The sequence below is a fragment of the Paenibacillus sp. FSL F4-0097 genome, from assembly GCF_038593125.1.
GTDB lineage: Bacteria > Bacillota > Bacilli > Paenibacillales > Paenibacillaceae > Paenibacillus_AQ > Paenibacillus_AQ odorifer.
Genome location: NZ_CP151965.1, coordinates 4,857,348 through 4,871,638, shown reverse-complemented (window position 1 = coordinate 4,871,638; position 14,291 = coordinate 4,857,348). Strand labels below are relative to the sequence as shown.

Below are 14,291 nucleotides of genomic sequence, written 5' to 3'. Positions count from 1 at the left end.
CTTTATTCTCAGTCAGGAGCACTAGCCGATGAATTTGCGCTATAAATTATTTACGGCATTTTTGGGCCTGATTATCATTCCTTTATTTATTCTAGGCATGCTTATGTTTTTTGTGACTTATAATTCTATTGAGAAAAAGTACAGCCAGCAGTCGGAATACTCACTTAAAGCGATTAGCTACAGTATTTCTAATGTACTAAAAGATATGGATAACGTTACAGACAACGGAATTGCTACCTCGGTATTTCATATGGCCCTTAGTGCAGATGATCCTACCAATCAGGATTTGACTGATGCTGAGCAACTGAATCTGAATGCGAGCCAGCGCAATTTCCGTAGTCTGTTGTTTAATCATCCATCGATCAGTTATGCGTTTTTGTACAATTTTAACGGTAGAGGTAACTCTGAAATCGTGTCGCTTTTTAACAAGGAAAATTTCCGAACGCTACCCTATGATACATTCAAAAAAAGTGATCTGTACCAGGAAGTTATGGACTTGAATGGTGTGCCGAAATGGCTGGCTCCTCACGAGTATCCCGAGCTTACGGGTACTGAACCTGTGTTTACACAAATTCGCTTAGTGAAGGAATTGAGCTTCTTTCAGAACATAGGTATCCTAGTTGTGCAGATCAAGAATTGGGAGTTCGAATCTATATTTCGCAATCTAAAAATTGGGGATAGCAATCAGGATGTTTCCTTTATGCTTGTAAATGATGATGGAATGATTCTTTTTGACCCAGATCAAAAGCTGGATGGACAGGACTTCCAGTCTTTCGCGGATAAAGAGATTACCTTTAAAAAAGGGTTTCAGAGTTTCAAAACAGAGTACAACGGGGAGAAAAGCATTCTTTCCATGTATCACTTGAAGGACTATCCATGGAGTCTGGTATCTGTGACTTCTTGGAATACGTTGTCTCACGAAGTTACAGTATTTGCTCGCTGGTTCGTCGCTGTGATTTTCCTTTGCTTATTGGCAGCTGTGATCTTCAATTTATTTTTTATGAACCGGATTACCGGCGGCATCGCCGTCATTGTTCGTTTTATGCGCCGGGTTGAAGACGGAGATCTGACCACTAGGGTAGAAGTTAAAGGAAATGATGAGTTAACGCTGCTTGCTAAGGGATTTAATGATCTTATGGATAAAATTAATGGGTTATTTAACAGAATTCATGTGGAGCAGCGTCGCAAGAATCAAGCTGAGATGCGTGTTCTGCAGGCACAGATTAAACCACATTTTTTATTCAATACATTAGAATCAATCAATGTTCTCGCTATACAGAATGAAGGTAAAAAAGTTAGTGAGATGGTCTACAGGCTGGCCAGTATTTTGCGAATTAGCATTCAGGATCGGGAAGAGATTACGCTGGATGAAGAAGTTAAACATTTGCGCAATTATTTGGATATACAAAAATTCCGCTTTGAAGATTTGTTCGAATATGAGATCGATATTCCGAATGAATTGATGAGTTGCGGTATCCTTAAACTCACTTTACAACCGCTTGTAGAGAACAGCATTCAACATGGATTTGAGGGCATTGATTACAAAGGTCATGTTTCTGTGAAAGTTTGGGAGAAGCAGGGGGATTTGATTTTACGTATTGAAGATAATGGTATTGGTATTACACCGTCTCAGTTAGCTATTTTTCAATATATTGTGAATGATCCTGTGGAGCAAGAAGTTAAGGTTGAACGGGATAACCGGATGAATCTTGAACGCAGAGGTCTTGGTATTCGCAGTGTAGCAGATCGCATCCGCATTGAATACGGTGACAGGTACGGAATATTTATCTGTTCTAGTCCAGGTCATGGTACTATTATCCAATGTGTCATACCTAAATACGAGCAGGGGGAAGATCATTATGCTAAAAGTATTATTGGTTGATGACGAAGCCCCAATTCTGAATAATCTGAACAGGGTGTTGCCTTGGCAGGAGATGGGGATGGAGGTTGTCGGTATGGCGCGAAGTGGAATGGATGCTTTGCGTATTGCCGAGGAGAAACAGCCTGATCTTGTGTTATGTGACATCCGTATGCCAGTGATGGACGGGTTAACTTTTATCGGTAAGTTGCGGGAGATGGGATTGGATAGCGAGGTGCTGCTTCTTACCGGATATCAGGAGTTTGATTATGCACGGGAAGCGATTCGGCTAGGTGTTAAAGAGTATATTTGTAAGCCGATACATTATGAAGAGCTTGGCAATAAGGTACGGGAAATTGGGGCTAAGATCCGTAGTAAGCAGTTTAAGAATAAACTGTATAATAGCATTCCAATTTTTCAGGAAATCCCTGAAGGTGAAGATGATTCTGGCAAAAAAACACCGGATCAGCTGATGAACCAAGCAGCTAAGTACATCACAGAACATCTCCATTCTGATATTGGGATTGAGGAAGTGGCGAATAAGATCGGGATTAGTGGCAGTTATTTCTGTCTCTTATTTAAGAATCGTTTTGCTATGACTTTTGTGGAATACGTGACCCTACAACGAATTGAAGCTGCTAAGTTTATGCTAACTAACAGCGATAAGAGTATTACGATGATTGGCTCGGGAGTTGGTTATCAGGAGCGGCGTTATTTTACCAAGGTATTTCAGAAGCAGACGGGGATGTCGCCTAAGGAGTATCGCGACCGATGCCGGACCGAAGTGCAGTGAGGTCGGCGTCGCTCTGAGGAATGTTTGTTGCTGAGTGGTGAGTGGTGAGGTTAGCGTCGCTCCAAGGAATGTTTGTTGCTGAGTGGCGAGGTTAGCGTCGCTACAAGGAATGTTTGGACTTCCGGTCGCTGTTATCCTCAGATTTCTTGATTAGAAACCGCTATTAGCGGTTGAAATCCGAGGATAAAGGCGAACGCTACGCTCCTACAGTTCCAAACTTCCTTTCCGTTCCTTCTCCCTCACCCCACTTCGTAGTAGTATAGGGGCCGGCCCACACCTACGGATGTGGGCCTCTCTGAGAACACAAGGGCTGATTGCCTAGTTAATCTAAGACAGGAATTATCGACCATAAAGTACGAAGATTATCAACCAGCCTTGGCTGTGCTGAAGAGAAAAGATTATCGACCAGCCCTTGGCTGTGATAAAGAGTAAAGATTATCAACCAGCCCTTGGCTGTGATAAAGTACGAAGATTATCAACCAGCCCTTGGCTGTGATGAAGTACAAAGATTATCGACCAGCCCTTGGCTGTGATGAAGTACAAAGATTATCGATCAGCCTTTGGCTGTGATAAAGTACGAAGATTATCAACCAGCCTTTGGCTGTGATAAAGAGCAAAGATTATCGATCAGTTCTTGGCTGTGATAAATGCGATTAAGGTACATAAGCTATGATTAATTAAATTTTTTGCCTCTATTTAGAGGCTGAAGAGATGGTTTTCCTTGATTTTCGAGGATAATCGTCTCTTTTTTTATAGAAATATAATATGTTCCCTATACTCCCATAAATTATCATATGTTTTAATTAGAGTGTAAGGAGGATACGCAAAACGTTAGGCAAGCAAGAGTATTTGGGACTTAAGAATGGGATGATGGAGAATGGGGGAACCAAAAATGAGTGTGACGAATCCTTCCGTCAGCTTGTCAGAAGTAAAGAAACCAGGCAGGGGAAGAACGCCGAATTTTCTTAGAGTAATGAAGAAATATTGGGTGTTCTATTTGATGATGTTACCTGCGATAGTGATTCTAATCATCAATAACTACATACCGATGTTAGGAACGGTAATTGCATTTAAGGATATCAATTACCAAAAAGGGATTCTGGGTAGTGATTGGGTCGGGTTAGCAAACTTCAAATATTTAATCTCGACGGAGACGGCCTGGATCATTACGAGGAATACGTTATTGTATAATACAGCGTTTATTATACTGACGCTATTTTTTTCGCTAGCTTTCGCAATTATGTTTAACGAAATGCGTAGCAGATGGCTATCGAAATTCCATCAAAGCGCTATGTTTCTCCCTTATTTTCTCTCTTGGGTCGTCGTAAGTTACTTAGTATACGGCTTTCTGAGTGCAGAGCATGGGTTCATGAACAAGACATTACTCCCGTTCTTTGGGGTAGATCCTATCGAATGGTATTCACAGTCTAAATATTGGCCTGGGATTCTTGTAATTGTGAAGATATGGAAAGAGATTGGGTATACAACGGTTATATATATGGCCGCTATCATTGGAATAGATAATGAATATTATGAGGCGGCACTTATTGATGGAGCTTCTAAATGGAAGCAGATTCGAAAAATCACGCTGCCCCTGATCAGTCCAGTTATTATAGTAATGACGCTGCTGCAGATAGGTAGGATTTTTAACGCAGACTTCGGATTATTCTTTCAGGTTACGAGAAATGCAGGAGCATTATACTCGACGACGCAGGTTATCGACACTTATGTATATCAGACCTTCCTTGCAATCGGTGATATAGGAATGTCTTCAGCCGCGGGTCTCGTTCAATCTGTTGTAGGATTTCTATTGATTTTCTTGGCGAATCTAGCAGTGCGACGAATCAGTAAAGATGATGCTTTATTTTAAAGGGAGGTGGGAGTGTTGAGCCAGACAGAAACAGCAATAGGGTCGTCACGGCGTACAGGAAAGCGCACAAAACGGCAAAGACAACCCAATGAAATATCTAATATATCTAATTTGCTAATTAATATATTCTTTTGGATATACACAGCGATTTGTGTGGTGCCGCTGATCCTCGTAGTTATTGTATCGTTTTCGGACGAGAATTCCGTTATTCAGAACGGGTACAGCTTTTTTCCTAACAAGTGGGATATTTCTTCTTATGAATTTCTGTTAAAAGATTATTGGCAAATTATCGATGCAGCTTCCGTTTCGTTATTTGTGACTGTGGTGGGCACGATTCTGAGTCTTATCATTATGGCTATGTACGCTTACCCTATCTCACGTGGAGATTTTCCACATCGTAATTTCTTCTCATTTTTTATGTTTTTTACAATGTTGTTTAATGGTGGCCTTGTGCCTTGGTATCTGGTCTACACGCGAATGATGCATATGAAGGATACGTTATGGATTCTAATTATGCCGCTGCTGGTTTCTGCTTTCTTTGTTATCATCTTACGGACCTTTTTTGCCAATACCATACCACCAGCTTTAATCGAATCTGCTAAGATCGATGGGGCACCAGAATTCCGGATCTTCGTTCAAATTATTTTGCCTTTGTCTATGCCAGTGTTAGCTACAGTAGGTTTGTTTCAGACCCTGGCCTATTGGAATGATTGGTACCTTAGTTTGATCTTTATCTCACCCGAAGGTCATGTCAATTTACAATACCTAATGTATAAGACGATGCTGAATGTTCAGTTCCTGACTGCAAGTCCTCAGGCGATGGCTGCCTTAGCTGCACAAGGTGTAGAGATCAATATTCCGACAGAAACGGTAAGAATGGCGATGGCTGTTATTGGTATTGGACCTATCGTGTTTGTATATTCCTTCTTCCAGAAGTATTTTATTAAAGGGCTTACCGTGGGTGCTGTCAAAGGTTAAGGACGATTGTCATGGCTTAATTCGGCCGCTTTATGCTAAGGTGTGAACGGCCGATTCAGCATATATAAATATTTTGAGGGAGGTTATGGTGTATATGAAAGCTGTTAGAAAAAGCGCACTAATGACACTATTGCTAACGATGGTACTGAGTCTTAGTTTAGCAGGCTGCGGTGGGAATAACGGGAATAATGAAGCAGCTTCACCTGCTCCAAGCGAAAATGCAACCGCTACCAATGCTGCTGCTACGGATGAGCCAGCCGCAGATCCTACTGCCGAACCGGCAAAAGAATTGGAGCCTTATACCGTCAAGTTAATCTATGTCGGTGCAGTGCAAAAGGATGAAAAAGCAGTAGAAGATGAAATCAATAAGTTATTGGAACCTAAAATCAACGCCAAATTGGATATCGCACCGATCGATTGGGGTCCATGGGACAATGATGTCAATCTGAAAATTGCGAGTCAGGAAAAATTCGATATCATCTTTACAGCTCAATGGAAGAACTACGTAACGAATGCAGCTAAAGGCGCTTATCTCCCGATTAATGACGATAGCGGCAAATATGGTAATCTCCTAAATGAATACGGCCAAGGGATTCTAAAAAATCTGGATCCACAATTCTTAAAAGGTTCAGCGATCAATGGTGTGAATTATGCTGTTCCTACAAACAAGGAGCTGGCTGCACAAGGTGGGGTTGTCTATCGCTCCGATATTGCGGATGAACTGGGCATCGATATGTCGAATGTGAAATCCATTCAAGATCTGGATGCAGTTCTCAAAGTAGTGAAGGAGAAAAGACCTGACCTGACTCCATTGTATTTCAAACAAGGTGAGACCTTTAACTCACAGTACATGGCACAATACGATACCCTTGGTGATGCTGCCATTCCTGGTGTTCTGCTTAAAGATTCCTCAGATACTAAGATTCAATCGATGATTGAGATGGATCGTTATAAAGAAATCATTAAACTTACTCGTGAGTATATGAAAAAGGGTTACATTAACAAAGACGCCGCAGTTGCTACGAATTCGACTCAGGATGCAATGAAGGCTGGCAATGTCTTTATGACAGTGCAATCGCTTAAACCAGGTAAAGATAGTGAGCTGGCGAATGCTACCGGCTTGGTTGGCAAGCTGAAACAAATTGCATTCAATGATCCAACGATTTCTACAAGTGATGCTGCTGGATCTATGCTTGCGATCTCTGCTTCCTCTGGTGATCCGGCCCGGGCTATGATGGTGCTAGATATTCTGCACACAGATAAAGATATCAACAATCTGCTTGTTTTCGGTATAAAAGGTGTTCACTATGAAGTCGTAAGTGGTGATACGATCAAAGCTACAGACAAAACAGCTGATTATAATACGGCTGCAGCTTGGATGCTTGGAAGTCAATTCCTGAACCCCGTGTGGGAAAGTGAAGCTCCAGACAAATGGGAACAATTCAAAGCCTTTAACTCTAAAGGTAAAGCTTCTGTAGCGCTTGGTTTCAACTTCGACGCCTCCGCGATGAAGACTGAAATGGCTGCTTGTAAAGCTGTAATGGATGAATACGACATCAGTTTGGATACGGGTTCTGTTGATCCTGATACCGTACTGACTAAGTATGCTGATAAGCTGAAAAAGGCAGGGCTCGATAAGATTATTGCAGAGAAACAAAAACAGCTGGATGCTTTCCTGGCTGCGCAAAAATAAAGCGAAAATGATTTAAAAAAAGGCTCTCCCCAGCAGGCTAATTTAGCCGGGGAGAGCCTTTTTTATGATATTACTTAGCGGAAGGAGCTGTCTATTTGTTTTGCGGCTTGAACAGCAAGGGTCCAAGCCAGTTCAGGAGTTAGCTCGCCTTTTTCAGCTTTGGTCAAGTATTCGAGCATGCTTGTCTCCACGTCAGCGTGATGAGGGCCGTAATAGGTCGGAATTACTGCTTTTGCTGCTGACGAAAGGGTCAGACCAAGCTCTGAATTAGGAAAATAAGGATCATGCAGATCGTGGATCTCTGGGTCATCATAGATTTCGGGGGTGGAAGGGAAAGCCCCTTGTACCTTGAAAGAAACCAATTGCTGCGTTGGTTCGGTTAGCCATTTAATAAGAGCAAAGGATTCATCAGGATGATTACCTGTCTTTGGTAAGGTCAGAACGGAGCCTCCGCGATTAGCGCTGTTTTCTGGGATTTGTGTTACATTCCATAAACCGCTGGCAGTTGGAGCGCTGCTCTTGATATGACCAATCATCCAAGCCGGACAGAGCATGACTGCAAAATCTCCGTTGAGCAGGCCTGCACCCCAGCGTTGCGTATCCACTGCAATACTGGCGGACAGATTTAGCTTAAGGGCATGAATTGAGAAGTCCCAGGCTCGTTTGACCGCTGGATTATTGTCGAGGATCAATTCTTGCGTTGTGGGACTGTAATATTGAAGCTTGGACTGACGTAGAAGGGTGAGATAGAGGTTCTCCAAGTCATTTACAAAAGCTTTTCCTGTTCTCTCCTGTACTTTGGTGCCCGCTTCAAGGAATTGCTCCCAAGTTTGGATTTCTTTAGCCACTTCCTCTGGTTTAGTAGGGAGACCTGATAATGCGAATATATCCGTTCGATATAACATGGCATAGGGTCCAATTTCCGTTGGTAATCCGAAAATAAAATCATTACCCAGCACCTCCTGCCACTTCCAATTCAGAAACTGGTCCTTCAGATTGTCAGCTTCAAAAGTTTTTAGGTTATAAAAATAATCAGGGAACTGTTTGAAGCGATCCAAATAGCTAATATCAATGGCAGCCACGTCCGGGGAACTATAACCTGCTGCGAATGAAGTCTGTAGCTTGGCTGGAAGCTGCGTGGAGGTGGAGGTTTGAATATGAATCTCTAGCTCGGGATGTTGAGATTGATATTGGTCAATGAGCGACTCAAGACCTGATCCGGCAGTGAGCCAGATGTTCAGCTGTATCGGGTCTTGTAAAGCGGTATCTTCCTTGGAAGGGGAGAGCTGACAACCACTTGTATTAAGTAATAAGCCAAATGCTAATAGGACAGTAATCAACTTACCATTTACATTCAAGAGAAACACACCTCTACTTTATTTGTTGTGCTTCTGAAATTCCTGAGGAGTCATCCCCATGTATTTCTTAAAAATAAGGCTGAAATATGCAGGATCCTTAAAGCCTACTAATTCGCTAACCTCATATACCTTGAGAGTAACATTCTCTAATAATTCAGTAGCTTTTTGAATACGAAGTTTGGTAAGGAAGCTAGAGAAAGGTTCCCCTACATCATCTTTAAACAATCGGCCGAGATAGGTAGGATTCATATACAGTTCATCTGCGATCATTTTGAGGGAGAGATTCTCTTGGAGCCGGGAATTCATAACCTCAATCATCATAGAGATTACCCTGCGCGTTGCCTTTACTTGTAATTGTTCAGCGAGCTGTGGAGAAGCCGAATGTATGGTGAGGTCTCTGAAAAAGATAACGGATGGCGTACTCTCTTTTTTGACCTGCTGACAAGCTTCCAGACTCTCGTGATAGGCGGTCGCGAGTGCCCCCAATTGATAGTGAGGGTTGGAGACCCCTGCACAGAATGGCGATTTCAGAATACCCGACAGCTTATGCAGCAGTTCTTGTGTCAATACCTCATCCACGCCGTTAGGCTGCTCAAGAGGATAGAATAATAGCATGATGGCTTCCTGCTCCTCTTGAATACCAACAACATTGGCGTACAGCGCAAAACATTCTTCTAATATATTAACGACCGCTGCATACATGGCTTGTTCCGACCAGTTCTGCGGCATGCCTACTCCAAGATGGTTTACGGTTATGACTACAAAGGAATGAAAAGGAGGAATAAGTTGTTCTTCAAAATAGGGTAACGGGATACCGTAAAGAAGATCAGATAAGCGTTTCTCCCGAAGGTTTTTTTCTCTCAGCTGCGTTAATTGCCTCTGCTGTTTCTTCAATTGAAGACGTTCATATACGCCTGTTGCGACTTCAAGAATATGTTCTACTGAATTTGGTTTAACCAAATATTCCTTTACACCATAACGGATGGCTTGACTAGCATAGGTGAAATCCTGATAACCTGTGAGCAGCACGGTTTCAGTGTCTGGATAACATTCATGGATATGCTTTGCAAGTTCCAGTCCATCCATGCCGGGCATTCGTATATCGGATATCACCAGATCAACCATATGCTCTTTTAACAGTTGCACAGCTTCTAAACCGTTCTCTGCCGAGCCAATAATGCTAAAGTTATGATTCGCACTTCCCAGCATTTCTGACAGAGAACGGCGAACAAAACTTTCGTCGTCCACGATTAACACATTCATCGTTGTGCCTCCTTAACTTTGATCATACTGTAATGGAACAGTGACTTTCACAAATAAGCCACCAAGCTCGCTTGTTGATAGCTGTAGACCAAATTCCTGTCCGTAGATCAGCTCTATGCGATGATTTAGATTGGATAGTCCAATTCCGGTATGAAGCAGCTTCTCCGGATTAACCTCACCGCCGACTAATGCGTCTGCCATACTTTCCTCGCTCATGCCGTCCCCGTTGTCTTCTACAGTTAACACCAGAGATGTTCCTTCACTATAGGCACGTATGCGAATTAGCCATACTTCCCGAAGTGTGGGTTCAAGTCCATGAGTAATGGCATTTTCGACAAGTGGCTGAAGGGTTAATTTCATAAGCTGGCCATTCATAACCTCAGGATTTACAAAAAGATCAATCTGCAATTTGTCCTCGTAGCGCAGCTTCTGGAGAAAAATGAACCGTTCTAATTGCTTTAAATCCTCCTCAACTGTAACGAATTCGGATCCGCGGTCAATGCTATAGCGGAGCAGGTCACTTAGAGCGAGTACCATTTGGGACTCTTCCTGCATGCGTTTGTTGGCGAGCGACCAATAGATTGTATTCAAAGTGTTATAAAGGAAATGCGGGCGGAATTGCGCTTTGAGTGCTACGATCTGAGCTTGCTTTTCACTGATCTGCTTGCTGGATAGGTCAGCGATAGTATGATCCAGGTTTTGGAGCATCGAATTATAGCTTGAATAAAGGATAGCCATTTCTTTGTTCATGGTTGTTTTTACAAAAGGTAAAGTAGTTCCCCGTTCGACATTGCTCAGCTTGGTTGCCAGATTACGAAGGGGCTTGGATAGGGTCCAAGAGAAAAAGAAAGTGAATAGTAGGGCAGCGCCCATCCCCAGCAGGCCAATTAAAATAATATTCCGGCGAATCGTATTTAAATCTTTGACAGCGTCTTTAGAATCAATGTAAGCAAAAACGCTCCACTCGCTATAGTCGGAATAGGCATAGGATACGAATAGATTGCGTGAGTTTATTTTTTGTGGAATGATTCTGGCTTTATGATTGCTGAATTGTTTTAGAAGCCCGTCGTTCATATAGAGTCCAATTTCTTTTGGATCTGTGGAATAGACAATGGTATTAAATGAATCAACAACTTGGATTTTCTCATTTTTGCCGAGGTGAAATTGGCTGACAGCGTTATGGATAACCTCGACAGGGAGGACAAGAAACAGGGTTCCTAACCGGTTTAGATCATTCCAATCATTAATTTGTCTGGCACCCATCACCACAGGGATATTACCGTTCTGCCATACATCTACACCGAACCAGACCATTCGGCCTTTATTCTGTGCTATAGCCGGAAACCAATAAGCATCACGGATTTCCTTTTCGCTGTCCCAGATGACCTTTAAGGAACTGCTGTTGGTATACACCTGATCATCGGACAGCCCGAGCAGCTTGAACTGGATGTCAGAGTTTATGGAACGTGTCTGTTGATCTATGTAACGAGTAATTTCCATGGCGTCTGTACGAGGTGAACGTGACAACGCTAAGTCTCCCAAGGTTTCTTGAATCAAGGGACTGAACATGATCGTAGAAGAAAGCTTATCGTTATCCTGAAGAATTGCGTCCATTTTACCTTGAAGTTGCTTGACGGATTCCAGGATATATTGGTTGGAGCGGTTTAAAACAGCTTGAGAGGAAGAGCGGTAGGACAAAAAAATGGTGAATCCTACGATGGTGAAGATGATTAGAGAGAAGCCCATGATTAATTGAACGAGGATGGAGATTTTTTTGGACATGTTATCCCTCGCATGTAAAAGATATTCTTCCATACATTGTAACAAAAGCAAATGAAAGCGAATATAGTCAGACGAAAAATAAACATATTTATAGAAAAAATCTCATTTTTTTCAGGGGAAACAGCGTGGTTGTAGAATGTTATTTAATACAGCGTTAATCTTTCTTTACTTAATAATGAAACTTTTTATAGTGGCATGCGTCTAATACTATGTTTGTTATGACGATCGTGGCAAAAGCTTTTTGCCGCCCTATCGTGGGTGGTAGCATTTTGCGGGGAATATAAGAGGAGTATGAAAAAGATAGAGTCCTACTTATATTTACAAATAGGAGCAGAGGAGTTATATCATGGATTTGAAAAAGTTAACGTTAGTTGCTGTTTTGGCTGTATCTCAGGCCGCCTCGGCAGTGCCGGCTTTTGCTGAAGCTGTCAATAATACCCCAAGTAATACTACTGTAATAGGGACAGTTGTTTCAGCTGCGCCGGAGGTAATGCCAGAATCTACCGATCCATTGCCGCCATTGCCGACGGAGACGCCAGGAGGAGTAGTGTCACCAACACCAACTCCTATTCCTGCAGAGACAGTTGATCCTACCACTACTGTTGAACCTACAGCAACAATTGAACCTACTGCAACACCGCTTCCAACTGCAACACCTGGAGTTACTACAGAACCTACTACAACTACAGATGGTGCTCGTGCTGCGGCTAGCAATCAGCTTATCCTTATGATGAACAGCAACAAAATGTATCAGAACGGCCAGGAATATTTAGCTAATCAGCCTATGGCAGTGAAAAACGGCGTGTCCTACGTTTCGATCCGGGCTATGGTAGAACGTGTAGGTGTGAAATACGTTTATGATTATAAAACGAAAGAAACCATTGTTACCAAGGGAAGCGACGTTATGCGCTTTAAGACCGACAGCAAGGTCTATACAGTTAATGGTGAAAAGAAGACAATGAAAGGTCCAGCTTACCAATACAAGGGTACTTTCATGGTTCCATTGACATCCATAACTGGGGCACTGGGCATTCCTTACACCGTTGATAATGTACAAAAGCGGGTAATCCTTACATTAAACAACAAACCTAAAGCTTCTTTCACAGTGCCAACTGAAATTTACGCCGGCGAACCAGTGACCTTCGTTACCTCCAGCTCGTCACCAAATGGTGTAGCTATTGTGGATGAAAGCTGGGGAGGTAACAAGCAGGATATCTATGATCAACCAGGATATTATGTAGTAACCTATTCCGTAATGGATGCGAATCAACAGTGGAGTGATCCTTACTCCATGACCATCACAGTGCTTAAACCTAATACACCTCCAGTTGCTAATTTCACTACAGACAAGGATTCATATAAGATGGGTGAAATGATTACTTATACCGATCTAAGTAACGATCCTGATGGTGATGAAATTACCGTAACTTGGACGAACAAAGCAGAAGCTTTCTTTACTCCGGGTCCAGCGACAATTGCTGTCCAAGTAAAAGATTCACATGGCGCGATCAGTACCTTTGAGAAAACCGTTAATATTTCGGATGAAATCTTGTACAGTAAAGAAGATTTCAACAGATTATTTGCATCTCCGGGCAGTGTGTTTAGCATCGATGGATCGATGGTTCCTACTTGGCAGCAAGTAGCTTATAATCTTTCTTCCGAGCCTTATAAACTAATTCGCAGCAACAGCCCAGAAACGGTGTATACAGAAGGTGTTACTTACCGTGAGACTTCATTAGGTAAAACCCGCTTCTTGATTCACCACAAGAATAACCTGAATATTAAAGCTAAAGTGTATGTGATTGCTACGAATAACAATCTTTACCCAACTACGCTTACAACAGAATATGTTGGCTTTGCAGGCCCAAGCACATATCCTGAAGGTACAGGTAAAATGTCTGTAGAACGTTATTGGAAATCTATGCTTACAAATGAGCATTATAAAACGATTGTTCTGCAACCCGGGGAAAGCGTCTCAATTCTGACGGATCTAAACCAAATTGCGATGAAACCAAGTGAAATTGTTTCACTGCAAGCGGACTTATTTAGTGATTATCCAATCGATTATAATGTCATGTTAATTGATGCGAATAAAGATCCACTGACTACACTTCCAACACTTCCAGTTCTGGATCAAGACGGAGTGCATAATCGGGGAACTTACGAAGATTCTACTCGTATTATCACGGTTACCGATGAGGTAGGAAAAACCCCTGCAAAACTTCTGCTAGGCGATAATTCCAGTGATAAGAACCTGGCTGGCGTAGACCCAATGGCAGGTACGGAAGCATCCAATGCCGGTAATTTCGGGGTATTATACAAGATCAGATTCGAAAATGTTGCACCAAACTCCTTGATTACGTTTAATCCACGTGGCGGTAACTATATGGGGCCGGTTATGGTTAATAATCAAATCGTGCATATGCCAAGCGTGGGAAGTCTTGCTAATGCTGATATGAACAGTGTGGTTTATCGTAGTGGTGAGTATGGCGGCAGTGTGGAGATTTTGTTCACAGCAGCTTCAGGCAGTAACTTGCCGGTCAATTTCCTCATCACTCCACTTCCAGCAAAGAAATAACAGAATAGGAATATCCCTATAAGCTCTATTGGGGAATTATCTACAATAAAGGCCCGGCTGAATATTCCGTAAAGGAATACGCAGCCGGGCTTTTGTTTAAATATAATAATTCATTGGT

The 14,291-nt window shown here is 42.3% G+C and carries 9 protein-coding genes; 6 read left to right on the top strand and 3 right to left on the bottom strand.

The annotated features are described in order from the left end of the window. Nucleotides 1–28: 28 nt before the first annotated feature. The 5 genes from MHH86_RS21950 (at nt 29) to MHH86_RS21930 (ending at nt 7,192) form a co-directional block, all read left to right on the top strand. Nucleotides 29–1,882: a sensor histidine kinase gene (locus MHH86_RS21950; protein ID WP_036682911.1), complete on the top strand. Its 1,854-nt coding sequence runs from the start codon at nt 29–31 to the stop codon at nt 1,880–1,882. Further along, on the top strand, nt 1,860–2,651 hold the full coding sequence (locus MHH86_RS21945; protein WP_036682908.1) for a response regulator: 792 nt from the start codon (nt 1,860–1,862) through the stop codon (nt 2,649–2,651). The genes MHH86_RS21950 and MHH86_RS21945 overlap by 23 nt, the downstream gene beginning before the upstream one ends. 892 nt (nt 2,652–3,543) lie before the next feature. Next, nucleotides 3,544–4,521, top strand: coding sequence for an ABC transporter permease subunit (locus MHH86_RS21940; RefSeq protein ID WP_235219484.1), 978 nt, complete (start codon nt 3,544–3,546; stop codon nt 4,519–4,521). A gap of 15 nt (nt 4,522–4,536) precedes the next feature. Continuing rightward, nucleotides 4,537–5,499 (top strand): carbohydrate ABC transporter permease, encoded by a 963-nt coding sequence (locus MHH86_RS21935; protein WP_235219483.1) that lies wholly within the window; start codon nt 4,537–4,539, stop codon nt 5,497–5,499. A gap of 94 nt (nt 5,500–5,593) precedes the next feature. Continuing rightward, complete coding sequence (locus MHH86_RS21930) at nt 5,594–7,192, top strand: ABC transporter substrate-binding protein (protein WP_038572551.1); 1,599 nt, start codon at nt 5,594–5,596, stop codon at nt 7,190–7,192. A 74-nt stretch (nt 7,193–7,266) separates the two neighbouring features. On the opposite strand, the gene MHH86_RS21925 is transcribed toward MHH86_RS21930, so the two are convergent. From MHH86_RS21925 to MHH86_RS21915, 3 genes are read right to left on the bottom strand one after another with little or no spacing between them, the layout of a single operon-like run. After that, complete coding sequence (locus MHH86_RS21925; RefSeq protein ID WP_052097224.1) at nt 7,267–8,550, bottom strand: extracellular solute-binding protein; 1,284 nt, start codon at nt 8,548–8,550, stop codon at nt 7,267–7,269. Between the two features lie 18 nt (nt 8,551–8,568). Beyond that, nucleotides 8,569–9,813 (bottom strand): response regulator, encoded by a 1,245-nt coding sequence (locus MHH86_RS21920; protein ID WP_036682902.1) that lies wholly within the window; start codon nt 9,811–9,813, stop codon nt 8,569–8,571. A 12-nt stretch (nt 9,814–9,825) separates the two neighbouring features. After that, nucleotides 9,826–11,595 (bottom strand): sensor histidine kinase, encoded by a 1,770-nt coding sequence (locus MHH86_RS21915; protein WP_036682901.1) that lies wholly within the window; start codon nt 11,593–11,595, stop codon nt 9,826–9,828. 346 nt (nt 11,596–11,941) lie between these two features. Between MHH86_RS21915 and MHH86_RS21910 the strand changes: the two genes are divergently transcribed. After that, nucleotides 11,942–14,173: a stalk domain-containing protein gene (locus MHH86_RS21910; RefSeq protein WP_038572549.1), complete on the top strand. Its 2,232-nt coding sequence runs from the start codon at nt 11,942–11,944 to the stop codon at nt 14,171–14,173. Nucleotides 14,174–14,291 lie beyond the last annotated feature (118 nt).

Bases quoted from the DNA above. Each gene is read 5' to 3' on its own strand.
- MHH86_RS21910 (WP_038572549.1), top strand. From the start codon at position 11,942: ATGGATTTGAAAAAGTTAACGTTAGTTGCTGTTTTGGCTGTATCTCAG.
- MHH86_RS21945 (WP_036682908.1), top strand. From the start codon at position 1,860: ATGCTAAAAGTATTATTGGTTGATGACGAAGCCCCAATTCTGAATAAT.
- MHH86_RS21930 (WP_038572551.1), top strand. From the start codon at position 5,594: ATGAAAGCTGTTAGAAAAAGCGCACTAATGACACTATTGCTAACGATG.
- MHH86_RS21950 (WP_036682911.1), top strand. From the start codon at position 29: ATGAATTTGCGCTATAAATTATTTACGGCATTTTTGGGCCTGATTATC.
- MHH86_RS21920 (WP_036682902.1), bottom strand. From the start codon at position 9,813: ATGAATGTGTTAATCGTGGACGACGAAAGTTTTGTTCGCCGTTCTCTG.
- MHH86_RS21940 (WP_235219484.1), top strand. From the start codon at position 3,544: ATGAGTGTGACGAATCCTTCCGTCAGCTTGTCAGAAGTAAAGAAACCA.
- MHH86_RS21915 (WP_036682901.1), bottom strand. From the start codon at position 11,595: ATGTCCAAAAAAATCTCCATCCTCGTTCAATTAATCATGGGCTTCTCT.